Consider the following 24,591-nt stretch of genomic DNA (forward strand, 5'->3'; position numbering starts at 1 on the left):
GCTCCGGGCGGTGTCCGGCACCTCCATCCCACAGTGATCACTTTGCACCACCCTGGGGGCGGTGCGACCTCCTGAAGGACAAATCATGAAAATTTCCGTTATCGGTGCCGGCGTGATCGGCGGCAACCTCGCCCGCAAGCTCAGCGGAGCCGGTCACGACGTCGAGGTGGCGGACGCCCGCGGCCCCGAGGCCGTCGCGCCCGAGGTCCTGGAGACCGGTACCCGCGCCGTGGCACTTGAGGACGCCGTCAAGGGCAGGGATGCCGTCATCCTGGCCATCCCCTTCGGAGTGGCCGGACAGCCGGCCGATCCGTTCGCCTCCGTCCCCGCCGAGACGGTGGTCATCGACACCTCCAACTACTACCCGCACCTCAACGGGCGGATCGAGGCCGTGGAGAACGGCGCGGTGGAGAGCGTGTACACCTCCGAACTCCTGGGGCGCCCCGTCGTCAAGGCATGGAACGCCGCCCTGGCCGAGACCCAGCGGACGAAGGGTGTTCCGGCGGGCACTGAGGGCCGGATCGCCATCCCGGTCGCCGGCGACTCCGAGGAGGCCAAGCGCGTGGCCATGCGCCTGGTGGACGACACCGGCTTCGACCCCTACGACGCCGGCACACTGGCCGACTCCTGGCGTCAGCAGCCGATGGGCCCCGCCTACTGCACCGAACTGACCCTGGAGGAGCTGCCGGCAGCCCTGGCCGCGGCCGATCGCGTCAAGGACGCGGCCGTCCGTGACAGCATGCCGGAGCGCTTCGCCGCCCTCGGGGCCAATCCCACCCTGGAGGACGTCGTCGAGATGAACCGCGCCGCCCACCGGTGACAACACCTGCCACCGGCCGCGGTGCACACCCCGTGCGAGAGGTCCCCCTACGGCTCCTCTCGCGCGGAGCGCTACGGCCGGGTTCGGCATGCCCGCGCTCCACTTGCGCGCCCTGGTCCTCGACGTCCGCCACCCCTGTCAGCCGCCACACCGCGCTCCTTTGACAATACGGAGGCATCCTCCGTATTGTCGGGGAAGTAAACGGAGGCTCCTTCCGCTTTCTCTCGCCCAGTCTGGAGGAGCGACCATGACAAACCGACAGATGCTCCTGTGCATGCAGTTCACCAGCGGCTACGGAGCCGAACCCGGAGCATGGCGCCTGCCCGGGGCGAACCTGTCCAGCTACACGGACATGGACCAGTTCGTGCGGTACGCGCAGGCCGCCGAGCGCGGCAAGATCCAACTGCTGTTCTTCGCGGACACCCCGGTCCTGGACGTGGACCTCGAACACCAGGCCCCGCACCACCCCATCGACCCTTTGCTGGTCATGACCTCCATCGGGCGCGAAACCTAGGTTCTGTCTTCGGCCAGCGTCGGGTCCAGATGAGGATGCCCGCGAGGTGAAGTGCGACCTGGTAGGCGATTGCGGGCTTGTCGGTCCGTGTGGCGAGGCCGCGCCACTGCTTGAGGCAACGTGTTGGCTGGGCGGCTCGACGGCATTGCGCTGCTTGTACGCCTCGCTGTTGAAACTGGGCGGGCGGCCACCGAGTCGGCCTCGCCGCAGGCGGTGGCCGACTTGATCGGACGGCTGCGGGATGACCGCACGGATGCCCCGGCGCCGGAGGTGGCTGCGGATGGCACGTGAGGAATACGCGCGGTCGGCCAGAACCGCCAGGGGCCGGGTCCGGGGCCTACCCGAGCCGGTACGGGGCACACGGATGCGGGACATCAGCGTCTCGAATGCGGGTGCATCACCTGCCTGGCCTGCTGTGACGGTGAAGGCGAGGGGCCGTGCACGGCCGTCTGCGGCCAGGTGGACCTTGGTGCTCAGTCCGCCGCGGGAGCGTCCGAGCGCGTGATCGGCGGGCTCGTCGGAGTGGGCCGCCCCTTTTTGAGTGCTCCGGCAGCGTGCTGGTGGGCCCGGACGACCGTGGAGTCCACCGACACCGTCCAGTCGAGGTCGTCGTCGGCGTCCGCCGCCGCCAGGAGCGCGGCGAGGATCCTCTCCCAGGTGCCATCGAGGGCCCATCTGATCAGCCGCTTGTGAGCGGTCTGGAAAGAGCCGAGCTCGTCGGGAAGGTCCCGCCAGGGCGAGTTGGTGCGGTACCTCCACGCGATGGCCGCGAGAGTGCGGCGGTGGTCGGCCCATCGCCGCCCGCGAACCGGATCCGCCGGCATCAGCGGCTCGATCCGGTCCCACATCGCATCGGTGATCACTGATCGGACGGACACATCCGATCAACTGATCAACCCACCAAAGAGACACGCTCTCGGCCTCACATCGGCAGGTGCTCCTGCGGGCACTGACGATCTCCTCGCCGAGCAGACCCCACGGAATACCGCAGGTCTCACATACGAGCGCTTCACCAGCGAGAAGATCACTCAATGGGTCCAGCCGCAAGGTGACAGCACGTCAGAAGGAGCGTCATCTCAGCGTCGAAACGATCTGCCGCCGTCCGGGCCGAAACGGAGGAGATTCACCCGTCATCCCGGCACGACGCCATGGAACGGCAGGTCAGCGGCGTACGTGAGCATACGACGCGCTTCACGTCATGCACTTAGGAAACAGGTCGGACCGACCCACCCGGAACCTCAAAAAGCCGAGAACCAGCAGGTCAGAGGCTTTTCGCGGCAGGCTCCAAAATGGCCACGCACTCCACGTGCGAGGTCATCGGAAACAGATCGAACGCCCGCAACGTCCGCACCCGGTACCCCCCGTCCCGGAAGTACCCCAGATCCCGCGCCAGTGCCGCCGGATCGCACGCGACGTACGCGATGCGACGCGCGCCCAGCGACGACAGGTGCTCGACCGTCTTCCGGCCGGCCCCGGTTCGGGGCGGGTCCAGGACGATGAGGTCGACCTCGGTGATTCCGGTGCGCGGCAGGACCGAGTCGACCTTGCCCTGTTCGATGCGGACCCGGTCGAAGTCGGCGAGGTTGTGGCGGGCGTCCTCGACGGCCCGCTTGCCGGACTCGATGCCGAGGACCGCGCCCTGGTCGCCGACCCGGTCGGCGAGCGCGCCCGCGAACAGGCCGACGCCGCAGTAGAGGTCGAGCGCCATGTCGCCCTTGCGCGGGAGAAGGCCCTGCATCACGGCCGTCACCAGCGTGTCCGCGGCCTTGGGATGGACCTGCCAGAAGCCACCGCTCCCGACCCGGTAGGTACGCCCGTCCGCGCGCTCACGGACGAAGGGCCGGCCGTGGACGCGGTGCACCCCGCCGTCCTTCTCCTCCACCCGCATCACGGACACGGGCTTGTCCAGTTCCACGATGGGCAGGCGCGCGCCCGGCCGGGGCGTCAGAATCACCTGGCGGTCCTGCGAACCCGTCGCCGCGATCGCCTCGACCGAGGCCATGCCGGTCCAGTCGCGCTTCTCGATGCCGAGCTCGCTGACCCCCTCGGCGGCGATCATGCAGTGGTCGATGGGCTCCACCTCGTGCGACCGGTGCCGCCGCAGGCCCGCACGGCCGTCGGCGTCCACCGCGTACTGCACCCGCGTCCGCCACTGCGGCACCTGCCCGGCAGGCAGCTTGTCGCCCTCGGCCGGCATCACCGTGCCGTCCCAGCCGACCTCCTCAGGCGTCAGGCCCGCGAGCCGCTGCAGCTGCTCGGCGATCACCTCGCCCTTGAGGCGCCGCTGGGCACCCGGCTTCGCGTGCTGCCAGTCGCAGCCGCCGCAGCGGCCGGGACCGGCGTAGGGACAGGGCGCCTCGATGCGGTCCTTGGACGCCGAGAGCACCTCGACCGCGTCCGCGCGCAGGAACCGCGCGCCCTCCTCGCCCTCGGTCACCCGGGCCACGACCCGCTCGCCGGGCAGCGCGTGCCGGACGAACAGGACCTGGCCCGACTCGGTGCGGGCGATGCAGTGGCCGCCGTGGGCGACGGGGCCGATCTCGACCTCGTACTCCCGCCCGGCCAGGGACCCCGCCTGCGACTTCTTCGGTTCTGCCTGCATGGCGGGGTGACTCCAGAGATGAGAAGGACTACGGCTGGACAACAGCCCACCAGTCTACGTGCTCCTGCACACGTCAGTCCTTGGCGTTGGGCTCCTTCGGCCGCACCTGCGCCGGACCACGCCGCACCGAACCCGGAGCGTTCCACTCCTGCCGCTTCCCGGCCCGCTTCTTGGCCAGCTCGGACGACGCCAGCTGGTAGGGCACCGAGGTCACCATGACCCCCGGCGTGAACAGCAGCCGGCCCTTCAGCCGGAGCGCGCTCTGGTTGTGCAGCAGGTGCTCGTACCAGTGGCCGACGACGTACTCCGGGATGATCACGGAGACCACGTCGCGCGGGGACTCCTTGCGCAGGCTCTTGACGTAGTCGATGACCGGCCGGGTGACCTCCCGGTACGGCGAGTCGAGCACCTTCAGCGGTACGTCGATACCGCGCTGGTCCCATTCCTCGCGCAGGCCCTTGGTCTCGGCCGGGTCCACGTTGACGCTGAGCGCCTCCAGGGTGTCCGAGCGCAGCAGCTTGGCGTAGGCGAGGGCGCGCAGGGCGGGGCGGTGGATCTTGGAGATCAGCACCACGGAGTGCACCCGCGAGGGTCGGAGGCTGTCGTCGCTCGGGCCCTCGGGGGCGGCGAGTTCCTGGGAGACGTGGTCGTAGTGGCGGCGGATCGCCGTCATCGTCACATAGAAGATCACCATGCCGAGCAGCGCGACCCAGGCGCCGTGGGAGAACTTGGTGACCAGGACGACGACCAGGACGAGACCGGTGAAGAAGGCACCGAACGCGTTGATCGCGCGGGAGCGGATCATGTGGCGGCGCTTGGCGGGGTCCTGCTCGGTGGCCAGGTGGCGGTTCCAGTGGCGGACCATGCCGGTCTGGCTGAGCGTGAAGGACACGAACACGCCGACGATGTACAGCTGGATCAGACGCGTGGAGTCGGCTTCGTAGACCCACACCAGGAGTGCGGCCGCGCCGGCCAGGAGCACGATGCCGTTCGAGAACGCCAGGCGGTCGCCGCGCGTGTGCAGCTGACGCGGGAGGTAGCGGTCCTGGGCGAGGATCGAGCCGAGCACCGGGAAGCCGTTGTACGCGGTGTTCGCGGCGAGGAACAGCACCAGCGCGGTGGCTGCGGCGAGCACGAGGAACAGGATGCTGCCCTTGCCGAAGACGGCCTCGGCGACCTGCGAGATCACCGGGTTCTGGACGTAGTCCGAGCCCACCGGGACGCCCTTGTCGAGCAGGTCGTGGGCCGGGTTCTCGGCCATCCGGACGTTGGACGCCATGGCCAGCCCGATGATGCCGCAGAACATGGTGACGGCGAGCAGGCCCATCAGCGCGAGCGTGGTGGCCGCGTTCCTCGACTTGGGCTTGCGGAAGGCCGGCACGCCGTTGGAGATCGCCTCCACGCCGGTCAGCGCGGCACAGCCGGAGGAGAAGGCGCGCAGCAGCAGGAAGAGCAGGGCGAAGCCCGCGAGGCCCTCGTGTTCGGCCTTGATCTCGTACCCGGCGGTCGGTGCCCGCATGGTGTCGTCGAGCACCAGCCCGCGGAACGCACCCCACATGATCATGACGAAGACGCCCGTGACGAAGACGTACGTCGGGATCGCGAAGAGCGTGCCGGACTCCTTGACCCCGCGCAGGTTCATCAGCGTCAGCAGCAGGATCACGGCCACCGCGCAGAGCACCTTGTGCTCGACGACGAAGGGGATCGCGGAGCCGAGGTTCTCGATGCCGGAGGAGATGGAGACGGCGACGGTCAGGACGTAGTCGACGAGCAGGGCGCTGGCGACGGTGAGGCCGGCCTTGGGGCCGAGATTGGTGTTCGCCACCTCGTAGTCGCCGCCGCCGCTCGGATAGGCGTGCACGTTCTGCCGGTAGGAGGCGACGACCGTGAACATCAGCACGACGACCGCGGCGGCGATCCAGGGGCTGAAGTGGTAGGCCGACACGCCCGCGATGGAGAGGACCAGCAGGACCTCTCCGGGCGCGTACGCCACGGAGGACAGCGGGTCGGAGGCGAACACGGGAAGTGCGACGCGCTTCGGCAGGAGCGTTTCGCCCAGCCGGTCGCTGCGCAGTGCGCGCCCGATCAGGATCCGTTTGGGCACGTCGGTCAGTTTGGACACAACAGAGGATCGTAAGGCTTCGAACAGGGCTTCGCCCACCCGCCTTCCCGGCATCTGCCCCACGAGTGAATACCGGGCCGGTCAGGCCACGGGTCCGGCCGACACGAGGGCCCTCATGCCTATATGACAAAACCCTTATGTCAGAAACCGTGGGAGGTCCCATGTCTGCGACCGCGGAGTTGATCGGCGCCACCGCCGCACTCGTCGGCCTCGGAATCCTCACCGTCCTCAGCGTGTGGAGCATCAGCCGCCGCTGATCTGGGCAAACCGTGCACGGGGGTGCCCTCCGCGGACCGTGCGTGTGTAGCTTGGTGGCCGGTCTGAGACCCTAAATCAAGGCAAGTCAGCAACTTGATATCGGAAGGACGGTCGTGCACATCGTCATCATGGGCTGCGGCAGAGTGGGTTCCGCTCTCGCCCAGACCCTGGAGCAACAGGGGCACACGGTCGCCGTGATCGACCAGGACCCCACCGCCTTCCGACGCCTGGGATCCTCGTTCGGCGGCCGCCGCGTGACCGGGGTCGGCTACGACCAGGACACCCTGCGCGAGGCCGGAATCGAGGAGGCCGGCGCCTTCGCCGCCGTCTCCAGCGGTGACAACTCGAACATCATCTCCGCCCGCGTGGCCCGCGAGATGTTCGGCGTCGAGAACGTCGCGGCCCGTATCTACGACCCCCGGCGCGCCGAGGTCTACCAGCGCCTCGGCATCCCGACGGTCGCCACGGTCCGCTGGACGGCGGACCAGATGCTGCGCCGGCTGCTGCCGTCCGGCGCCGAGCCGCTGTGGCGCGACCCCACCGGCGGCGTCCAGCTCGCCGAGGTGCACGCCTCCAACGCCTGGGTCGGCCACAAGATCAGCAGGCTGCAGGAGGAGACCGGCGTCCGCGTGGCGTTCCTCACCCGCCTCGGCGAGGCCATCCTGCCCACCTCGCAGACGGTGTTGCAGGAGGGGGATCTGGTGCACGTGATGATGCGCTCGGACGACGTCGAGAAGGTCGAGGCGGCGTTCGCCGAGGGCCCTGAGAAGGAGGGCGGTCACTGATGCGGGTCGCCATTGCCGGAGCCGGCGCGGTCGGCCGGTCGATCGCCGGTGAACTGCTGGAGAACGGCCACGAGGTCCTGCTCATCGACAAGGCGCCGACCGCCATCTCGGTCGAGCGCGTCCCGCAGGCCGAGTGGCTGCTCGCCGACGCCTGCGAGATCACGTCCCTGGACGAGGCGGCGCTCCAGCGCTGCAACGTCGTCATCGCCGCAACGGGCGACGACAAGGTGAACCTGGTCGTCTCGCTGCTGGCCAAGACGGAGTACGGCGTTCCGCGCGTCGTCGCCCGGGTCAACAACCCCAAGAACGAGTGGCTGTTCAACGAGGCCTGGGGCGTGGACGTCGCCGTCTCCACCCCGCGTCTGATGTCGGCCCTGGTCGAGGAGGCGGTGAGCGTCGGCGACCTGGTCCGCCTGCTGCGCTTCAGCCACGGCGACGCCAACCTCGTCGAGCTGACCCTGCCGGACGAGTCGGCCCTGGCCGGCACCCAGGTCGGCGATGTGCAGTGGCCGGAGGACACCTCCCTGGTCACGATCATCCGCGGCACCCGTGTCCTCACGCCCACTCGGGACGACTCCCTGGAGGCGGGCGACGAGCTGCTGTTCGTGGCCGCGCCGGCCCGGGAGGAGCAGCTGGAGGATCTGCTGTCGGTGCGGCGGGAAGACGCGACGAGCTAGCCGAAGCGAGCCGTACGACGGCTGAGGGCGCCCGGTGATTTCCGGGCGCCCTCGTTTTCCAGTCCGTGTGCCTACTCGGCCGACCGCGCAGCGGACGCCCGGCGCTCCTGCTCGGCGCGCTCCTCGGCCTCCATCTCGGCGAACACGTCGATGGGCGGCGGCGCCTTGGCCAGGAAGACCCAGGTCAGCCAGACCGCCAGCAGGAACGGCGGGATCTTCAGGGTCACCAGCACCCAGCCCAGCTGTGTGGTGTCGGCCCACCAGTACAGCGGGAAGAGGATCGCGCACTTGGTGAGCAGGATCAGGCCCCAGGCCCAGCTGGCCTTGGCGTACGCCTTCTTGCGGCCGGGGTTGCGGGTGCGCCAGGAGAGGTTCTCCTTGAAGACCGGGCCGAGCATCAGGCCGATCAGCGGGACGCCGCACAGGGTCGTGATGATGTACGCCAGCGCCAGGCCCAGCGTGTAGAGCATGCCGGGCAGGTAGAAGTCCTTGGCGTTGCCGGTCATCATCGCGAAGACGACGCCGAAGGCCACGCCGAAGACACCGCTGAAGGCGTGCTTGACGGTGTCCTTCATCGCCAGGCGGACCACGACGAGCAGCAGGGACACGCCCAGGGCGGCGATCGCCGACAGGTGCAGGTCCTTGTTGATCGTGTAGATGGTCACGAAGAGCAGGCCCGGCAGCACCGTCTCGACCATGCCCCGCACGCCGCCGAACGCCTCGAACAGCGCGGCCTCCGTGACCGCGCGGGCGTCCTGATCGGTGTCTTCGGTGTGTTCAGTCGGCTTGTCGAGCGACGTCACCGGCTACTCCCGTCCGAGGGGTCTCAGTTCGTATTTCGGGTTGAAGAGCACCCGGCGGCCCCGGCTCATCGAGATCCGGCCCGATGCGATCAGCTTGCGCCCCGGTTCTATCCCGACGATGGAGCGCCTGCCGAGCCACACCACGTCGAGTGCGGCGGAGCCGTCGAACAGCTCGGCCTCCAGGGCCGGGACTCCCGCGCGCGGACGCAGCGTGACCGTGCGCAAGGTACCAGTAACCGTGACGATCTGCCGGTCGTGGCAGTCACCGATCCGCGTACAGCCCGCGGTCTCGGCGTCCTCCCGCAGCTCCTCGGACTCCAGGTCCTCCTGCGAAGAGGAGAGCCGGTCAAGCATGCGCCGGAACCGGCCCACCGGCTTTTCGGAACGAGGAACAGCACTCATGTCTGAAGCCTACCGGGGTGCACCGACAGTCACGTAACCCCTTTGTCACAGCTCGGAAGCTCATTCTCGAAGCGGTATCCCATCCCCGGCTCCGTGACGAAGTGTTTCGGGTGCGACGGGTCGGCCTCCAGCTTGCGGCGCAGCTGTGCCATGTACACGCGCAGGTAGTTGGTCTCCGTCCCGTACGACGGTCCCCACACCTCCTGCAGCAGCTGCTTCTGGCTGACCAGCCGGCCGGTGTTGCGCACCAGCACTTCCAGCAGATGCCACTCCGTGGGGGTCAGCCGTACGTCCTTGCCGCCGCGGTTGACCTTCTTGGCGACGAGGTCGACGGTGAACTCCTCGGTCTCCACCATCACCTCGTCCTCGCCGGCGCCGGTGGGCTCGGCGCGGCGGACGGCCGCCCGCAGCCGGGCCAGCAGTTCGTCCATGCCGAAGGGCTTGGTGACGTAGTCGTCGGCGCCCGCGTCGAGTGCCTCGACCTTCTCGTCGGATGAGTGCCGGGCGGACAGCACGATGATCGGCACGCGGGTCCAGCCGCGCAGGCCCTTGATCACTTCGACGCCGTCCATGTCCGGCAGCCCCAGGTCGAGGACGATGACGTCGGGGTGGCGAGCCGCGGCGAGCTGGAGGGCGGTGGCCCCGTCCTGGGCCGCGTCGACCTCGTACTTGCGCGCCTTGAGGTTGATCACGAGGGCGCGAACGATCTGCGGCTCGTCGTCGACCACGAGCACCCGGTTCATTGAGCCTGCCTTTCTCGGGGTGCGGAGGAAAGAAGCACGGGGCGCGCTCCTGCCGCGCGGAGGGTGAGCACCATGGTGAGGCCGCCGCCGGGTGTGTCCTCGGCGTCGAGGGTGCCGCCCATGGCCTCGGCGAAGCCCCGGGCGACCGCGAGGCCCAGGCCGACGCCGGCACCGCGCGGGGCGTCGCCGTGACGCTGGAACGGCTCGAAGATCCGCTCCTTCGCCTCGTCGGGAACGCCCGGCCCGCGGTCCACGACCCGGACCTCGACGCGGTCCGCGAGGGCACCCGCGGCGACCAGCACGGGCGCACCCGGCGGGCTGTACTTGACCGCGTTCTCCACGACGTTGGCCACGGCACGCTCCAGCAGTCCGGCATCGACCTCGACCATCGGCAGCGTCTCCGGGACGTCCAGCTCCACGCCGTCCCCGGGCACGCCGCCCAGCGCCCTCGGCACCACCTCGTCGAGGTCGGCCTCGCGGATGATCGGCGTGACCGCGCCGGTCTGCAGGCGGGACATGTCGAGCAGGTTGCCCACCAGGTGGTCGAGGCGGTCGGCGCCCTGCTCGATGCCTTCGAGCAGTTCGGCCTGGTCCTCCTCGGACCACGCCACATCGTCGGACCGCAGGCTGGAGACGGCCGCCTTGATGCCGGCCAGGGGCGTCCGCAGGTCATGGCTGACGGCCGCCAGCAGGGCCGTGCGGATGCGGTTGCCCTCGGCCAGCGCGCGGGCCCGGTCGGCCTCCTCCCGGAGCCGGCGGCGGTCCAGGACGACCACGGCCTGCGCGGCGAACGCGGCCAGCACCCGGCGGTCCTCGGCGGGCAGCACCCGTCCGGTCAGCGCGAGGGCCATGTGGTCGCCGACCGGCATGTCGACGTCCGCCTCCTCGGGCCGTTCCACCGGGCCGCCGAGGCCCACCCGGCCCGCGCACGTCCACGGCGCCACGTCGCTCTCGCGCTCCAGCAGCGCCACCGACTCCACGCCGAAGGTCTCACGCACCCGCTCCAGCAGCGCCTCCAGGCTGGTCTCGCCGCGCAGCACGTTGCCCGCGAGGAACGACAGGATCTCCGACTCCGCCCGCAGCCGGGCCGCCTGATGCGTGCGCCGGGCCGCGAGGTCGACCACCGACGCCACCGACACCGCGACGCCTATGAAGATCACCAGGGCGACGATGTTCTTCGGGTCGGCGATGGTCAGCCGGTGCAGCGGCGGTGTGAAGAAGTAGTTGAGCAGAAACGTTCCGAAGGCCGCCGAGGCGAGCGCCGGGTAGAGCCCGCCGAGCAGGGCCGCCGCCACGGTCAGCGTCAGGAACAGCAGCATGTCGTTGGCGAGGCCGAGGTGAACGGTGTTCAGCAGGACCGCCAGGATCACCGGCCCGGCCAGGCCGACCAGCCAGCCCCAGATGATCCGGGCCCGCCCCAGCCGTGCACCGCGCGCCACCGGCAGCCCGCGCCCCATGGCGGCCTCGTCGTGCGTGACGATGTGGACGTCCAGATCGGGACCGGACTCCCGGGCGACCGTCGCCCCCACCCCCGGACCGAACACGTACTGCCAGCTCTTGCGCCGCGACGAACCCAGCACGATCTGGGTGGCGTTCACACCGCGGGCGAAGTCCAGCAGGGCAGCGGGTATGTCGTCGCCGACCACGTGATGGAAGGTCCCGCCGAGGTCCTCGACCAGCGTGCGCTGCACCGCGAGTTCCTTCGGCGAGGCCGCCGTGAGCCCGTCACCGCGCGCTATGTAGACCGCCAGCACCTCACCACCGGCCCCCTTCTCCGCCAGCCGCGCCGCCCGCCGGATCAGCGTCCGCCCCTCCGGCCCCCCCGTCAGACCCACCACGATCCGCTCCCGCGAACCCCAGATCCTCGACACCCGGTGATCACTGCGGTACTGATTCAGATACTCGTCGACCCGGTCCGCCACCCACAACAGCGCCAACTCCCGCAACGCGGTGAGATTGCCCGGCCGGAAGTAGTTCGACAGCGCCGCATCCACCTTGTCCGGCTGGTAGATGTTGCCGTGCGCCATCCGCCGCCGCAGCGCCTGCGGCGACATGTCCACCAGCTCGACCTGATCCGCCCGCCGCACCACCTCGTCGGGGACGGTCTCCCGCTGCCGTATCCCCGTGATCGACTCCACCACGTCACCCAGCGACTCCAGATGCTGGATGTTCACCGTCGAGACCACATCGACCCCGGCCGCCAGCAACTCCTCCACGTCCTGCCAGCGCTTGGCATGGCGCGAGCCGGGGATGTTCGTGTGCGCCAGCTCGTCGACCAGGGCCACCCTCGGCCGCCGGGCGAGGACCGCGTCCACGTCCATCTCGGTGAACACCCCGCCGCGGTACTCGAGTTCCCTGCGCGGCACCTGTTCCAGCCCGTGCAGCATCACCTCGGTGCGCGGCCGGCCGTGGGGTTCGACGAAGGCCACCACGCAGTCCGTGCCCCGCTCCACCCGCCGGTGCGCCTCGGACAACATCGCGTACGTCTTGCCCACCCCCGGTGCCGCACCCAGGTAGATCCGAAGCTTGCCGCGTGCCATGGCCTCATTGTCCGTCTTCTGCAAACTGCGCGTACGCAGCGTCGACCTTACGGCCAACGTTCCGGGCAAATGGGGCGGCCGGGAGGGCCGGGGGCGTCTTTGACAGAACCCTGACGGCACCCCGCTGAACGAACTAGCGTTCGACGACCGCTCCGTCGCTCAGCTCCAGGACCCGGTCGGCCAGGTCGAGCAGGGTCGCGTCGTGCGTGGCGACCAGCGCCGTGACGCCTTCACTGTGTACGACGGCCCGCAGCAGCTCCATCACCGCGTGACCGGTCTCCGCGTCCAGCTGGGCGGTCGGCTCATCGGCGATGAGGAGCGAGGGGCTGTTGGCGAGGGCCCGGGCGATAGCCACCCTCTGCTGCTGACCGCCGGACAGCTCGCCGGGCCGCTGGGCGGCGTGGTCGGCGAGGCCGACCAGGGACAGCAGCAGCTCGACGCGCTCCTCGCGCTCCCGCGGGTCGGCCCGGCGCAGCCGCATCGGTACGCCGACGTTCTCGGCGGCCGTGAGGATCGGGATGAGCCCGAAGGACTGGAAGACGAAGCCGATGCGGTCCCGGCGCAGTTCCAGCAGGCCGTTCTCGCCGAGCCCCGACAGATCGAGCCCGTCGACCGCGACCCGCCCCCGGTCCGGCTCGTCGAGGCCGCCGACGATGTTGAGCAACGTCGTCTTCCCGGACCCCGAGCGCCCCTTGAGGGCGACGAGTTCACCGCGCGGGACGTCGAAGGAGACCCCGCGCAGGGCGTGCACGGCGGCGGCTCCCTCGCCGTACGACTTGTGGACGTTCTCGACGCGCACCATGGTCTCGGTGACCACCTGGCTCATGTCGCCTCCCCCGTGATCCGGGCGCCAGTATCACGAAGCGACGCCCACCCGTTCAAGCGTTCGCACACGACGAGGGCCGCACCCCTCCGGGGGATGCGGCCCTGCGTGCGCTGACGTCTAACGAACCTCGGTGATCTCCGGCCCGCGCTGCAGCTGCCCCATGCCGCCCGAGAAGCGGGAACCGGCCTGGTCGTCCTGCTGGACGCCCTCGGGGACCATCTGCGCGTCGTTCGGCAGCTTCAGGACGATCGGGTCGCGGGGCGCCATCGGTCCGTCGCCGCGGACCACGACCGTGTCCCGGAAGATCTGCTCCAGGAGGCCGGCGGCCTGCGGCTGCACGGCACCCTGCCCGGAGATCACACCCCGCAGGAACCACCGGGGCCCGTCCACACCGACGAACCGGACCACCTGGAAGCCGCCCGTGCCGTCCGGCAGCTGCACCGGCACCTGGGCCCGCAGCTCCCAGCCGAGCGGGCCCTCGACCTCGTCGATGATGCCGCCCTGCTGGGTGATGCCGGAGCCGATCTCCTCGCGCACCTCGCCCCAGATGCCCTCCCGCTTGGGCGCGGCGAAGGCCTGCAGCTGGATGGCGCTGTCCCGCAGTACGACGGTCGCCGCGACGATCGCGTCGCCCGCGACCTCGACCCGCAGCTCCATGCCGTCGACGCCCGGCACGAACAGACCACCCAGGTCCACCCGCCCCTCGGCCGGGTCCCGCACCTCGGTGCTGTCCCAGGGCCCGTCGGGCCGCGGTTCCGGCTCGAGCCGCACCCGCTCGCGCTCGACCTCGTCCGCCTCAGTGTCGACGCTGTCGACGACCTGCTCGGCCTCGCCGGCCGCGTCCTCGGCGGCACCCTTCTTCTTGCGACGTCCGAACACGTCACTGTCCTTCCCGGTCGGATACGACCGAAGCGTATCGATTCCCACCCGCGTTGCCGCCGATGGCGGCCTGACCGTTTGTGCCGCGCCCGCCGTCCACGGCGGCATGGCCGCCGGTGGACCCGAAGCCCCCCTCGGCCCGTGCCGAGTCGGGAAGCTCCGCCACCTCCTGGAAGCGGACCCTCTCGACCTGCTGGACGACCAGTTGGGCAATCCGGTCGAAGCGCTCGAACCGCACGGGTTCGCGCGGGTCGAGATTCACCACGATCACCTTGATCTCCCCACGGTACCCGGCATCAACCGTCCCCGGGGCATTCACGAGGGCCACGCCGCAGCGGGCGGCGAGACCGGAACGCGGGTGCACGAAGGCCGCGTACCCCTCCGGGAGTGCCACAGACACCCCCGTGGGCAGTACGGCCCGCTCACCCGGCTTCAGTTCACGGCTTTCGGTGGTGCGCAGATCGGCTCCCGCGTCGCCGGGGTGCGCATACGTCGGAAGCGGTACGTCCGGATCGACACGCCGGATCAGCACGTTCACGGGGTCGCGGCTCACGGGTTCACCTCGAAGGCGCGGACGCGCCGGATCTGGTCGGGGTCGTTCATGGCGGCCTGGATCTCTTCCTTGCGGCCGTGGTCGATGAAGTGGTCGACCTCGACCTCGATGAAGAGCGCCTCGGCGCGGACGACGACGGGCCCGTCGGGGCCGCCGATGCGTCCGGTGGCCCTCGAGTAGATCTTCCGCCCCGCCACCGCCGTCACCTCGGCGGCCAGCTGGAGCGTGGTCCCCACCGGCACCGGACGCACAAAGTCGGTCTCCAGCCGTCCGGTCACGGCGATGGTGCGCAGCAGCCAGTTCAGCGAGCCGAGGGTCTCGTCGAGGGCGGTCGCCAGCACTCCGCCGTGGGCCAGGCCCGGAGCGCCCTGGTGTTCGGGCCGCACGGTGAACTCGGCGGTGATCGACACCCCTTCGCCGGCCCGCGCCGCGAGGTGCAGTCCGTGCGGCTGGTCGCCGCCGCAGCCGAAGCACTCACCGTAGTGCGGGCCGAGGAGCTCGCCGGGTGCGGGAGCGTCGGGGTGCCGCACCGGCTTCGTCGCGCCGACGGGAGGCTCCAGAGCTGCGGATGTACCACTCACAGCCGCAGACCTTACCCGGCGCTTCACCCCGGCCCCCCTGACCCTGCCTCCCCGCGGACACCGTGCCAAGCTTGATTCCATGCAGCTTTCCGCCGCCCCGTACGAAGAACGCCTCACCGCGCCCCGCTCCTGGTGGCTGGTCAGCCTCCTGACCGGGGTCTCGATGGCCCTGATCCTGCTGCCCTTCGGCATCCTGCCGATGCTGGGGGGCCTGGCCGGCGGCACCGCGGTCGCGGCGGTCGCGGCGAGTTCGTACGGCTCGGTCCGCATCCGCGTGGTGAACGACTCTCTGATCGCGGGCGAGGCGAAGATCCCGGTCACGGCCCTGGGCGAGGCGGAGATCCTGGAGCCCGAGGAGGCCCGCGCCTGGCGCACCCACAAGGCCGACACCCGCGCCTTCCTGCTGCTGCGCGCCTACATCCCCACGGCCTTGCGCGTGGAGGTCATCGACCCGGCCGACCCGACGCCGTACCTGTACCTGTCGACGCGTGAGCCCGAGCGGCTGGCGGAGGCCATCAGGGCAGCCAAGGCGGCGTGTACGGCGTAGCCGACTACGCCGATCACTCGGTCGCGTTCGGGCCCGGACGCCCGGGCTCCTCAAGGGGTTTCTCGATCGGCAGCGCATCCGCGGGCCGCTCCAGCGGCGGCAGCTCCGACAGCCGGTCCCACGGCACCTGCATCTTCCGCAGGTCCGTCCGGATCCGCGCGGCGACCTTCCTGGTGTCCCGCCGGTTCATGACCGCGCCCACCGCGGCTCCCACCATGAACGGCATCAGGTTCGGCAGATTGCGCATCATGCGCTTCATGATCTGCTGCCGCAGCTCCCGCTTCATCTGACCGCCGAGAGCCGCATTGACCGTGGTCGGCTTCATGGGGTCGATGCCGCGCTCGTCCGACCAGGACTTCAGATACGCGCTGCTGCGGTCCTTCAGATTGCCCGGCGGCCGCACGCCGTAGACCTCGTGGAGCTCGGCGATCAGCTTCAGCTCGATCGCGGCCACCCCGGTGACCTCTGCCGCCAGTTCCGTGGGCATCGCGGGCGGCAGGGGAAGCATGGCCGCCGCGCCGACTCCCGCTCCGACCGTCGCCGACGCGTTCGCCGCGCCCGCCACGAGCTTGTCCGCGAGCTGCTCGGGCCCGAGGCCCGGGAACTGCCTGCGCAGCGTCGCAAGGTCCCGTACGGGGATCCGCGGGGCGATCTCGATGATCCGGTCGGCGAGATACGCCAGGCCCGCCCTGGCGCCGCTGCCGCTCTTGCGGACGCCGGCCTTGGCCAGGTCCCTGGCCCTGTCCCGGATCACCGCCGCCCTCCCCCACTCTCGGCTTCGCTCGAGCGGGGGGACCCCCATCCTGGCGACGGGGGTGGGACCCTGAGCCGGTACCGGGAGGTCGGCCCGGTCACCGGCCGGTTCGAGCGAGGCTGACTCCGCAGGGACCGGCAGTCCCGTACCGGAGGAGCCTCGCTCGTCGTCACGCACGCCGTGAGGGCCGTCGGACGGCCCCGGGTCCGCTCCCCAGTGGAAGCGGCGCTTCCGAGGTGGGGTCGAGCCAGTCACGGCCGACCCCGCCTCAGTCGCAGTCGCGGCAGATCGGCTGACCGTTCTTCTCCCGGGCCAGCTGGCTGCGGTGGTGCACCAGGAAGCAGCTCATGCAGGTGAACTCGTCCTGCTGCTTCGGCAGCACACGGACCGCCAGTTCCTCGTTCGAGAGGTCGGCGCCGGGAAGCTCCAGGCCCTCGGCGGCCTCGAATTCGTCGACGTCGACCGCCGAGGCGGACTTGTCGTTCCGCCTGGCCTTCAGCTCTTCCAGGCTGTCCGAGTCGACGTCGTCGTCGGTCTTGCGTGGGGTGTCGTAGTCGGTTGCCATGTCGCTCTCCCCCTCCGGGTGTCTGCGGTGTCTCCAGCGCACGTAACGCGTGAGAGGCCGGACTTGTGCCCGACCCGAGGCGGAGATTTTGCCTCACATCAAGGTCTGTTACTCAATCGACACCCAACCGGACTCCTCACGAGTGATCGGCTTGGATGGCGATCGGGACCGTACACGGTCCGAATGTCGCACTTCAAAGGGGCCTCATCGTGTACTTCCCGTGATCAAGCCCCTGGAAAACCCGGATTTTTTGGGCTTTCCGGCAGCTAAATGATCACGGAGAGTAGATGGCCTGAAAATCGCCCTTGTGATCGATCACACATAGGACAGCCGGACGGGTGCCCCGAAAATTCCGCGCAAAGCGAACATTCCTCGGGTGTGTCGGCTCCATGGTCTCAGATCGGGAAGGTGACCCGCATCACGAGCCCTCCTCCCTCCCGGGGCTGCGCCGCGATATGCCCGCCGTGCGCCCGGGCCACGGACCGGACGATGGACAGGCCGAGGCCGACGCCCTTGTCGCTCCCCGTGCGATCGGTACGCAGTCTCCGGAACGGTTCGAAGAGGTTGTCGATCTCGTACGCCGGCACCACCGGCCCGGTGTTCGCGACGACCAGGACGGCCTGCCCGTGCTGGATCTCCGTGGTGACCTCGACCCAGCCTCCCTCGTGGATGTTGTAGCGCACGGCGTTCTGCACGAGGTTCAGGGCGATCCGCTCCAGCAGGACGCCGTTGCCCTGGATGACCGCGCGCTCGCGCTTGCCGCGAATCTGCACGCCCTTGGCCTGCGCCTCGGCGTGCACCTGGTCGATGGCCTGCGAGGCCACCTCGGCGAGGTCCACCGGCTTGCGCTCGACGATCTGGTTGTCGCTGCGGGCGAGCAGCAGCAGCCCCTCGACGAGCTGTTCGCTGCGCTCGTTGGTGGCCAGCAGCGTCTTGCCGAGCTGCTGCAACTCCATCGGCGCGCTCGGGTCGGACAGGTGCACCTCGAGAAGCGTGCGGTTGATCGCCAGCGGGGTCCGCAACTCGTGCGAGGCGTTCCCGACGAAGCGCTGCTGTGCGGTGAAGGCCCGCTGCAGCCGCTCCAGCATGTCGTCGAAGGTGTCGGCCAGCTCCTTCAGCTCGTCGTCCGGTCCGTCCAGCTCGATCCGGCGGGACAGGTCGGAGCCGGCCACCGCGCGCGCGGTGCGGGTGATCCGGCCCAGCGGCGACAGGACACGGCCGGCCATGGCATAGCCGAAGGCGAAGGCGATCACGGCGAGCCCGAGGAGCGCCAGGAGCGAGCGGCTGAGCAGATTGTCCAGGGCGTGCTGGCGCTGCTCGTTGACGCAGTCGTTCATGGCGTGGTTGAGCTCGGTGGCGGTCGGCTGCGACGGGAAGTTGCAGGCCTCACTCGCCACCTGGCCGGAGAGGATCTTGAAGGGCAGGTCACTGCCCACGTTCAGCGCGTTCGCCGCCAGCAGGTAGATGATCGACAGCAGCAGGATGCCGGCGATCAGGAACATGCCGCCGTACAACAGCGTGAGCCTTATCCGGATGGTCGGGCGCAGGATCGGGAACGGGGGTGGCTTCCTGGGGTCCCAGGTGGGCTTCGGGGGCGCCTGGGGAGGCGCGGGGTTCGCTGCCACGGTCGATCAGATCCGGTAGCCGGAGCCCGGGACGGTGACGATGACGGGCGGCTCGCCCAGTTTGCGGCGCAGGGTCATGACGGTCACGCGCACCACGTTCGTGAACGGGTCGGTGTTCTCGTCCCAGGCCTTCTCCAGGAGCTGCTCCGCGGAGACGACGGCGCCCTCGCTGCGCATCAGCACCTCCAGGACGGCGAACTCCTTGGGCGCGAGCTGGACCTCCTTGCCGTCCCGGAAGACCTCGCGGCGGTTCGGGTCGAGCTTGATCCCGGCGCGCTCCAGGACGGGCGGCAGCGGCACGCTGGTGCGCCGGCCGAGGGCACGCACGCGTGCCGTCAGCTCGCTGAACGCGAAGGGCTTGGGGAGATAGTCGTCGGCGCCGATCTCCAGGCCCTCCACCCGGTCGCTGACGTCGCCGGACGCCGTGAGCATCAGCACGCGCGTGGGCATGCCGAGCTCGACGATCTTGCGGCACACGTCGTCGCCGTGCACCAGGGGGAGGTCGCGGTCGAGGACGACCACGTCGTAGTCGTTGACGCCGATGCGCTCCAGGGCGGCCGCACCGTCGTACACGACGTCGACGGCCATGGCCTCCCGGCGCAGTCCGGTGGCCACCGCATCGGCGAGCAGTTGCTCGTCCTCGACGACGAGTACGCGCACGTCGCTTGTCCTTCCTGTGTCCACCCGCGTAGCGCCTGAGCACACGCGGGCAGGGGTCTTCGGGGGTGTGTTGACCTCCATCCTGCCCTTTTCGGCCATAAGTGGGCAGTAAGACGGCGGAGCGGGCACCGGGCGGACCCTGCGCGAAGCCCGCGCGGACGGGTTGCCGGATCCGGGAATGCGAGATTTTCTCCTCCGGTTGAGGTTTCCGCAGAAGGGAGCGGGGGGAGGACCGAATACACCCCGCGATCACGCTCTGCTTGTGCCGCAGCACCATGCGGTACACCGCGGTCCGCTTTCCGCAGAGTGGGCGTGGGTGTCCGGCACCGTCGCCGCCCAGCAGGGCAGCGCTGGGCACCCACAGACGTGATCGCCCCTCCCGAAGGCACACCCCCGTGCCACCGACCCACGACCCAGGACGAGGGGGCGCAGCATGGACGCTTTCACCGCAGGACTTCTGCAGCGCATAAGGGCGACCGAGTCCGACCTGACGCGGGCTCGTGATGAGGGCGACGACTTCCTCGTCGAGGTGGAGCAGGGCGAGCTCGACGACCTGCGCCGCCTCGCCGCCGAGCATGGCGTGGAAGTCGGCGCGTCCGGCGTCTGACCGGCTCACACGTACGACAGCGGGCCCCGGCGAATCCATCGCCGGGGCCCGCTGTAGTTTTTTGACTCGTCAGTCGTGCCAGGCGCCGAAGTCCTCCAGGAGCCGCTGGAGGGGCTCGAAGACGCCCGGAGTGCCCGCCACCGTCAGGTCGCGTGACGGGCGCTCTCCGGGGCGTCCGCCGGTCAGCGCGCCCGCCTCCCGGGCGATCAGGTCGCCGGCCGCGAAGTCCCAGGCGTTCAGTCCGCGCTCGTAGTAACCGTCGAGGCGGCCCGCGGCGACGTCGCACAGGTCGACGGCGGCCGATCCGCTGCGCCGGATGTCGCGCAGGAGCGGGATCAGCCTGCGAGCCACGTCGGCCTGGTGGGTGCGGACCCCGGTGACGTAGTTGAACCCCGTGGAGACCAGGGCCTGGTCCAGGGGCGGCGCCGGGCGGCAGGCGAGGGTGCGCTCGCCGTCCCAGGCACCGGTGGCCCAGGCGCCGCCGCCGCGGATCGCACCGTAGGCCTCGCCGCGCATCGGGGCCGCGACGACCCCGACGACGATCTCGCCGTCCTGTTCGGCCGCGATGGAGACGGCCCAGGTCGGCAGCCCATAGAGGTAGTTGACCGTGCCGTCCAGGGGGTCGATCACCCAGCGGATGCCGCTGCTGCCCTCGCTGGAGGCGCCCTCCTCGCCGAGGAAGCCGTCGTCGGGACGGTGGCCGGAGATCAGGTCGGTGATCAGCTTCTCCGCCGCGATGTCCATCTCCGTCACCACGTCGATGGGGCTCGACTTGGTGGCGGCGACCGCGAGGTCGGCCGGACGCCCGTCCCGCAGCAGCTCGCCGGCCCGGCGGGCGGCCTCCCGGGCGAGCTGGAGCAGGTCCGTGTGCAGCGTGTCGGTCACGGTGCTCCTCACGCGTAGGGGCTGTCGGCGCCTGCGGCGGCAGGGCGGGGGGTGCGGGCCGGGCAACAGCCCACCGGGCAGAGGTTGTGGCTCGCACCGAGGGCGCCCAGGGCGCAGGGGGTGACCTCCTGGCCGCGCTCGACGGCGGCGCGCTCCAGGACGAGGTCGCGGACCGCGGCGGCGAACCGCGGGTCGGCACCGACGGTGGCCGAGCGGCGCACCGGCAGGCCCAGTTCCTCGGCCTTGGCGTCGGCCTCCGTGTCGAGGTCGTAGAGGACCTCCATGTGGTCGGAGACGAAGCCGATGGGGGCCATCACGACGGCCGGGACGCCCGCGGCGTGGCGCTCCTCGAGGTGGTCGCAGATGTCGGGCTCCAGCCACGGGATGTGCGGGGCGCCGGAGCGCGACTGGTAGACCAGTTGCCAGGGGTGGTCGACGCCGGTGCGCTCGCGGACGGCGTCAGCGATCAGCTGCGCGACGTCCAGGTGCTGCTTGACGTACGCGCCGCCGTCGCCGTGGTCCTCGACGGGGCCGGAGCTGTCCGCGGCGGAGTTCGGGATGGAGTGGGTGGTGAACGCGATGTGCGCTCCGTCCCGGACGTTGTCGGGGAGGTCGGCCAGGGACCGGAGCACGCCCTCGATCATGGGCTCGAGGAAGCCTGGGTGGTTGAAGTAGTGCCGCAGCTTGTCGATCTTCGGCAGCGGCAGGCCCTCGGCGTCCAGGGCGGCGAGCGAGTCGGCGAGGTTCTCGCGGTACTGCCGGCAGCCCGAGTACGAGGCGTAGGCGCTGGTGGCCAGGACCAGAATGCGGCGGCGGCCGTCGCGGATCATCTCGCGCAGGGTGTCCGTGAGGTACGGGGCCCAGTTGCGGTTGCCCCAGTAGATCGGCAGGTCCAGGCCGTGGTCCGCGAAGTCCTTGCGGAGGGCGTCCAGCAGGGCGCGGTTCTGGTCGTTGATCGGGCTGACCCCGCCGAACAGGAAGTAGTGCTGCCCGACTTCCTTCAGGCGTTCCTTGGGGATGCCGCGCCCGCGCGTCACGTTCTCCAGGAACGGGACCACGTCGTCCGGCCCCTCGGGGCCGCCGAACGAGAGCAGGAGCAAGGCGTCGTAGGGGGTGGCATCGAGCGCGTCTGGCATGAGTCGATCCTGCCACCCGGCACTGACAGCCGGGAAACGGCGGGTGACCGACGTGTTCTTGGCCTCCTCCCGGGGTGTCTCGGACGGCAGCCGACTCGTAAGCTGTATCAGCCACCTTTATGCCTTACCGCAGCCGTATCGGCCACGTCACGCCGGCCGATACGCCGTACCGAGCCGCCGGAGACCCAGTGCCCAGCCCCTATCGCGCCCTGTTCGCCGCCCCAGGCTCCAAGGGCTTCTCCGCCGCGGGATTCCTCGGCCGTATGCCGCTGTCGATGATGGGCATCGGCGTCGTCACGATGGTCTCGCAGCTCACCGGGCGGTACGGGCTGGCGGGTGCGCTGTCGGCCACGATCGCGCTGGCGGCCGCGGTGGCGGGCCCGCAGGTCTCGCGCCTGGTGGACCAGTACGGGCAGCGGCGGGTGCTCCGCCCGGCGACCCTGATAGCGCTGCTGGGCGCGGCCGGGCTGTTGCTCGCCGCGCACTACAGGTGGCCGGACTGGCTGCTGTTCGTGTTCTGTGTGGCCATCGGCTGCGTGCCGAGCATCGGCGCGATGATCCGGGCACGCTGGGCCGCCCTGTACCGCGGCACGCCGCAACTGCACACCGCGTACTCCTTCGAGTCCGTGGTGGACGAGATCTGTTTCATCTTCGGGCCGATCATCTCCATCGGCCTGTCCACGGCGTGGTTCCCGGAGGCCGGCCCGCTGCTGGCCGCCTGCTTCCTCGCGGCCGGTGTCTTCTGGCTCACCGCTCAGCGGGCCACCGAGCCCGCGCCGCACCCGCGCGAGCGGCACGGCGGGGGCAGCGCGCTGCGCTCACCCGGTCTGCAGGTACTGGTGACCACCTTCGTGGCGACCGGGGCAATCTTCGGGGCGGTCGACGTGGTCACGGTGGCCTTCGCAGAGGAGCAGGGCCACAAGGGCGCCGCGAGCGTCGTACTCGCGGTGTACGCGCTGGGCTCCTGTGTGGCGGGAGCCGTTTTCGGGCTGCTGCACTTCAAGGGGGCGCCCGAACCTCGCTGGCTCCTGGGCGTCTGCGCCATGGCCGTGAGTATGATCCCCCTCCTACTGGTCGGAAACTTGCCGTTTCTGGCCGTGGCGCTCTTCGTCGCGGGCCTGTCCATCGCTCCCACGATGATCACGACGATGTCCCTGATTGAAGAGCACGTACCACGCGCGCAACTGACCGAGGGCATGACCTGGGTGAGTACCGGGCTCGCGGTGGGGGTCGCCCTCGGCTCCTCCGTGGCCGGCTGGGTGATCGACGCGGCCGGTGCGCGCTCCGGGTACGGGGTTCCGGCGGTGGCCGGGGCCGTCGCGGTCGCGGTCGGTTTCCTCGGGTACCGCCGGCTCAAGCAGCCGGCTCCGGGTCGGGGAGGCACCGTTGAGCAGCACAGCGAGCGGGAAGAACGGCACGTGGCGTAACTGGGGCGGCACCGTCACCGCCCGGCCCGTACGGGCGGTCATGCCCGCCTCCGTGGAGGAGCTGTCCGCGGCAGTGGCGCGGGCTGCGGAGGACGGCCTGAAGGTGAAGGCGGTCGGTACCGGCCACTCGTTCACGTCGATCGCCGCGACCGACGGTGTGTTGATTCGCCCTCAACTGTTGACGGGCATACGCAACATTGACCGGGATGCCGGCACCGTCACGGTCGAGGCGGGCACGCCGCTCAAGAGGCTCAACATGGCCCTGGCTCGTGAGGGTCTGTCGCTGACCAACATGGGCGACATCATGGAGCAGACGGTCTCCGGGGCCACCAGCACCGGCACTCACGGCACAGGCCGTGAGTCGGCGTCGATCGCCGCCCAGATCAAGGCCCTGGAGCTGGTCACGGCCGACGGCTCGGTGCTCACCTGCTCGGAGAAGGAGAACCCGGAGGTCTTCGCCGCCGCCCGTATCGGCCTCGGCGCGCTGGGCATCATCACCGCGATCACCTTCGCCGTGGAGCCGATCTTCCTGCTGACCGCCCGCGAGGAGCCGATGAGCTTCGACCGGGTCACCAGCACCTTCGACGAACTCTGGGCCGAGAACGAGCATTTCGAGTTCTACTGGTTCCCGCACACCGGCAGCACCAACACCAAGCGCAACAACCGCAGCGCCGGCCCCGAGCGGCCGGTGGGGCAGCTCAAGGGCTGGTTCGAGGACGAGTTCCTCTCCAACGGCGTCTTCCAGGTGGCCAACTGGGTCGGCCGCGCGGCGCCGGCCACGATCCCGGCCATCGCCCAGATCTCCAGCAAGGCCCTGTCCGCGCGCACCTACACGGACATCCCCTACAAGGTCTTCACGTCTCCGCGCCGGGTGCGCTTCGTCGAGATGGAGTACGCCGTCCCGCGCGAGGCCGCCGTCGAGACGCTGCGCGAGCTGAAGGCGATGGTCGACCGCTCACGCCTGCGGATCAGCTTCCCCGTCGAGGTGCGCACCGCCCCGGCCGACGACATCACGCTGTCCACGGCATCGGACCGGGACACCGCGTACATCGCCGTCCACATGTTCCAAGGCACCCCCTATCAGGCGTACTTCACAGCCGCCGAGCGGATCTTCACCGCGCATGAGGGGCGACCCCACTGGGGCAAGGTGCACACCCGGGACGCGGAGTACTTCGCCCGGGCCTACCCGCGCTTCGGCGAGTTCACGGCGCTGCGGGATCGGCTTGACCCGGAACGGCGGTTCCAGAACGACTACTTGCGGAGGGTTCTGGGGTCGTAGC

General features: G+C 70.2%; 24 protein-coding genes and 1 pseudogene. 8 read left to right on the plus strand and 17 right to left on the minus strand.

The window, feature by feature from the left end:
• Positions 1–85: 85 nt before the first annotated feature.
• Positions 86–820, plus strand: a complete 735-nt coding sequence (locus ACKTSN_RS12575; protein WP_409469203.1) for an NADPH-dependent F420 reductase — start codon at positions 86–88, stop codon at positions 818–820.
• 247 nt (positions 821–1,067) lie between these two features.
• A complete protein-coding gene (locus tag ACKTSN_RS12580; protein WP_409469204.1) occupies positions 1,068–1,334 on the plus strand; it encodes a hypothetical protein in 267 nt (88 codons plus the stop codon).
• Here the strand turns inward: ACKTSN_RS12580 and ACKTSN_RS12585 are convergent.
• The 3 genes and pseudogenes from ACKTSN_RS12585 to ACKTSN_RS12595 all read right to left on the minus strand — a co-directional run bounded on the left by ACKTSN_RS12585 (position 1,306) and on the right by ACKTSN_RS12595 (position 6,058).
• Positions 1,306–2,212 (minus strand): annotated as a pseudogene (locus ACKTSN_RS12585) (IS5 family transposase). The gene ACKTSN_RS12580 and the pseudogene ACKTSN_RS12585 sit on opposite strands and share 29 nt — an antisense overlap.
• Before the next feature lie 383 nt (positions 2,213–2,595).
• On the minus strand, positions 2,596–3,936 hold the full coding sequence (locus ACKTSN_RS12590; protein WP_409469205.1) for a class I SAM-dependent RNA methyltransferase: 1,341 nt from the start codon (positions 3,934–3,936) through the stop codon (positions 2,596–2,598).
• A gap of 73 nt (positions 3,937–4,009) precedes the next feature.
• Positions 4,010–6,058: an APC family permease gene (locus ACKTSN_RS12595; protein WP_409469206.1), complete on the minus strand. Its 2,049-nt coding sequence runs from the start codon at positions 6,056–6,058 to the stop codon at positions 4,010–4,012.
• 371 nt (positions 6,059–6,429) lie between these two features.
• Between ACKTSN_RS12595 and ACKTSN_RS12600 the strand changes: the two genes are divergently transcribed.
• Positions 6,430–7,101, plus strand: coding sequence for a potassium channel family protein (locus ACKTSN_RS12600; RefSeq protein WP_129801021.1), 672 nt, complete (start codon positions 6,430–6,432; stop codon positions 7,099–7,101).
• Positions 7,101–7,778, plus strand: a complete 678-nt coding sequence (locus ACKTSN_RS12605; protein ID WP_409469207.1) for a potassium channel family protein — start codon at positions 7,101–7,103, stop codon at positions 7,776–7,778. Before ACKTSN_RS12600 ends, ACKTSN_RS12605 begins: the two co-directional genes overlap by 1 nt.
• A 71-nt stretch (positions 7,779–7,849) precedes the next feature.
• Here ACKTSN_RS12605 and ACKTSN_RS12610 read toward each other — a convergent pair whose 3' ends face one another.
• The 8 genes from ACKTSN_RS12610 to ACKTSN_RS12645 form a co-directional block, all read right to left on the minus strand.
• On the minus strand, positions 7,850–8,581 hold the full coding sequence (locus ACKTSN_RS12610) for a DUF3159 domain-containing protein (protein ID WP_409469208.1): 732 nt from the start codon (positions 8,579–8,581) through the stop codon (positions 7,850–7,852).
• Positions 8,582–8,584: 3 nt separating this feature from the next.
• Positions 8,585–8,983, minus strand: a complete 399-nt coding sequence (locus ACKTSN_RS12615) for an OB-fold nucleic acid binding domain-containing protein (RefSeq protein WP_105968602.1) — start codon at positions 8,981–8,983, stop codon at positions 8,585–8,587.
• Between the two features lie 29 nt (positions 8,984–9,012).
• Entirely contained in the window at positions 9,013–9,726 is a 714-nt protein-coding gene (locus ACKTSN_RS12620; RefSeq protein ID WP_409469209.1) for a response regulator, read from the minus strand.
• Positions 9,723–12,266 (minus strand): ATP-binding protein, encoded by a 2,544-nt coding sequence (locus tag ACKTSN_RS12625; RefSeq protein WP_409469210.1) that lies wholly within the window; start codon positions 12,264–12,266, stop codon positions 9,723–9,725. The genes ACKTSN_RS12620 and ACKTSN_RS12625 overlap by 4 nt, the downstream gene beginning before the upstream one ends.
• A 133-nt stretch (positions 12,267–12,399) precedes the next feature.
• The gene (locus tag ACKTSN_RS12630) at positions 12,400–13,092 is read right to left on the minus strand and encodes an ABC transporter ATP-binding protein (RefSeq protein ID WP_409469211.1); all 693 of its coding nucleotides are present in this window, start codon (positions 13,090–13,092) and stop codon (positions 12,400–12,402) included.
• A 117-nt stretch (positions 13,093–13,209) separates the two neighbouring features.
• Entirely contained in the window at positions 13,210–13,971 is a 762-nt protein-coding gene (locus tag ACKTSN_RS12635) for a DUF3710 domain-containing protein (protein ID WP_409469212.1), read from the minus strand.
• A 1-nt stretch (position 13,972) separates the two neighbouring features.
• Entirely contained in the window at positions 13,973–14,524 is a 552-nt protein-coding gene (gene dut / locus ACKTSN_RS12640) for a dUTP diphosphatase (protein ID WP_409469213.1), read from the minus strand.
• A complete protein-coding gene (locus ACKTSN_RS12645) occupies positions 14,521–15,105 on the minus strand; it encodes a PaaI family thioesterase (protein WP_409469214.1) in 585 nt (194 codons plus the stop codon). The genes dut and ACKTSN_RS12645 overlap by 4 nt, the downstream gene beginning before the upstream one ends.
• A gap of 79 nt (positions 15,106–15,184) precedes the next feature.
• Between ACKTSN_RS12645 and ACKTSN_RS12650 the strand changes: the two genes are divergently transcribed.
• Positions 15,185–15,652, plus strand: a complete 468-nt coding sequence (locus ACKTSN_RS12650) for a DUF3093 domain-containing protein (protein WP_409469215.1) — start codon at positions 15,185–15,187, stop codon at positions 15,650–15,652.
• Positions 15,653–15,665: 13 nt separating this feature from the next.
• Here the strand turns inward: ACKTSN_RS12650 and ACKTSN_RS12655 are convergent, their stop codons facing one another.
• The 4 genes from ACKTSN_RS12655 to ACKTSN_RS12670 form a co-directional block, all read right to left on the minus strand.
• On the minus strand, positions 15,666–16,661 hold the full coding sequence (locus ACKTSN_RS12655; RefSeq protein ID WP_409469216.1) for a hypothetical protein: 996 nt from the start codon (positions 16,659–16,661) through the stop codon (positions 15,666–15,668).
• Between the two features lie 13 nt (positions 16,662–16,674).
• A complete protein-coding gene (locus ACKTSN_RS12660; protein ID WP_003993510.1) occupies positions 16,675–16,971 on the minus strand; it encodes a DUF4193 domain-containing protein in 297 nt (98 codons plus the stop codon).
• A 395-nt stretch (positions 16,972–17,366) separates the two neighbouring features.
• A complete protein-coding gene (locus tag ACKTSN_RS12665; RefSeq protein WP_409469217.1) occupies positions 17,367–18,596 on the minus strand; it encodes a sensor histidine kinase in 1,230 nt (409 codons plus the stop codon).
• A gap of 6 nt (positions 18,597–18,602) precedes the next feature.
• Positions 18,603–19,256: a response regulator transcription factor gene (locus tag ACKTSN_RS12670; RefSeq protein ID WP_007385219.1), complete on the minus strand. Its 654-nt coding sequence runs from the start codon at positions 19,254–19,256 to the stop codon at positions 18,603–18,605.
• A 433-nt stretch (positions 19,257–19,689) separates the two neighbouring features.
• Between ACKTSN_RS12670 and ACKTSN_RS12675 the strand changes: the two genes are divergently transcribed.
• A complete protein-coding gene (locus tag ACKTSN_RS12675) occupies positions 19,690–19,863 on the plus strand; it encodes a hypothetical protein (RefSeq protein WP_165396400.1) in 174 nt (57 codons plus the stop codon).
• A gap of 69 nt (positions 19,864–19,932) precedes the next feature.
• On the opposite strand, the gene ACKTSN_RS12680 is transcribed toward ACKTSN_RS12675, so the two are convergent.
• Positions 19,933–20,748: an inositol monophosphatase family protein gene (locus ACKTSN_RS12680; protein WP_409469218.1), complete on the minus strand. Its 816-nt coding sequence runs from the start codon at positions 20,746–20,748 to the stop codon at positions 19,933–19,935.
• 8 nt (positions 20,749–20,756) lie between these two features.
• Entirely contained in the window at positions 20,757–21,884 is a 1,128-nt protein-coding gene (locus ACKTSN_RS12685; protein ID WP_409469219.1) for a ferrochelatase, read from the minus strand.
• Between the two features lie 188 nt (positions 21,885–22,072).
• On the opposite strand from ACKTSN_RS12685, the gene ACKTSN_RS12690 reads away from it, so the two are divergent.
• On the plus strand, positions 22,073–23,311 hold the full coding sequence (locus tag ACKTSN_RS12690) for an MFS transporter (RefSeq protein ID WP_409469220.1): 1,239 nt from the start codon (positions 22,073–22,075) through the stop codon (positions 23,309–23,311).
• On the plus strand, positions 23,271–24,590 hold the full coding sequence (locus tag ACKTSN_RS12695; RefSeq protein ID WP_409469221.1) for a D-arabinono-1,4-lactone oxidase: 1,320 nt from the start codon (positions 23,271–23,273) through the stop codon (positions 24,588–24,590). Before ACKTSN_RS12690 ends, ACKTSN_RS12695 begins: the two co-directional genes overlap by 41 nt.
• Position 24,591 lies beyond the last annotated feature (1 nt).

It is taken from the genome of Streptomyces flavusporus, from assembly GCF_046267975.1.
GTDB lineage: Bacteria > Actinomycetota > Actinomycetes > Streptomycetales > Streptomycetaceae > Streptomyces > Streptomyces flavusporus.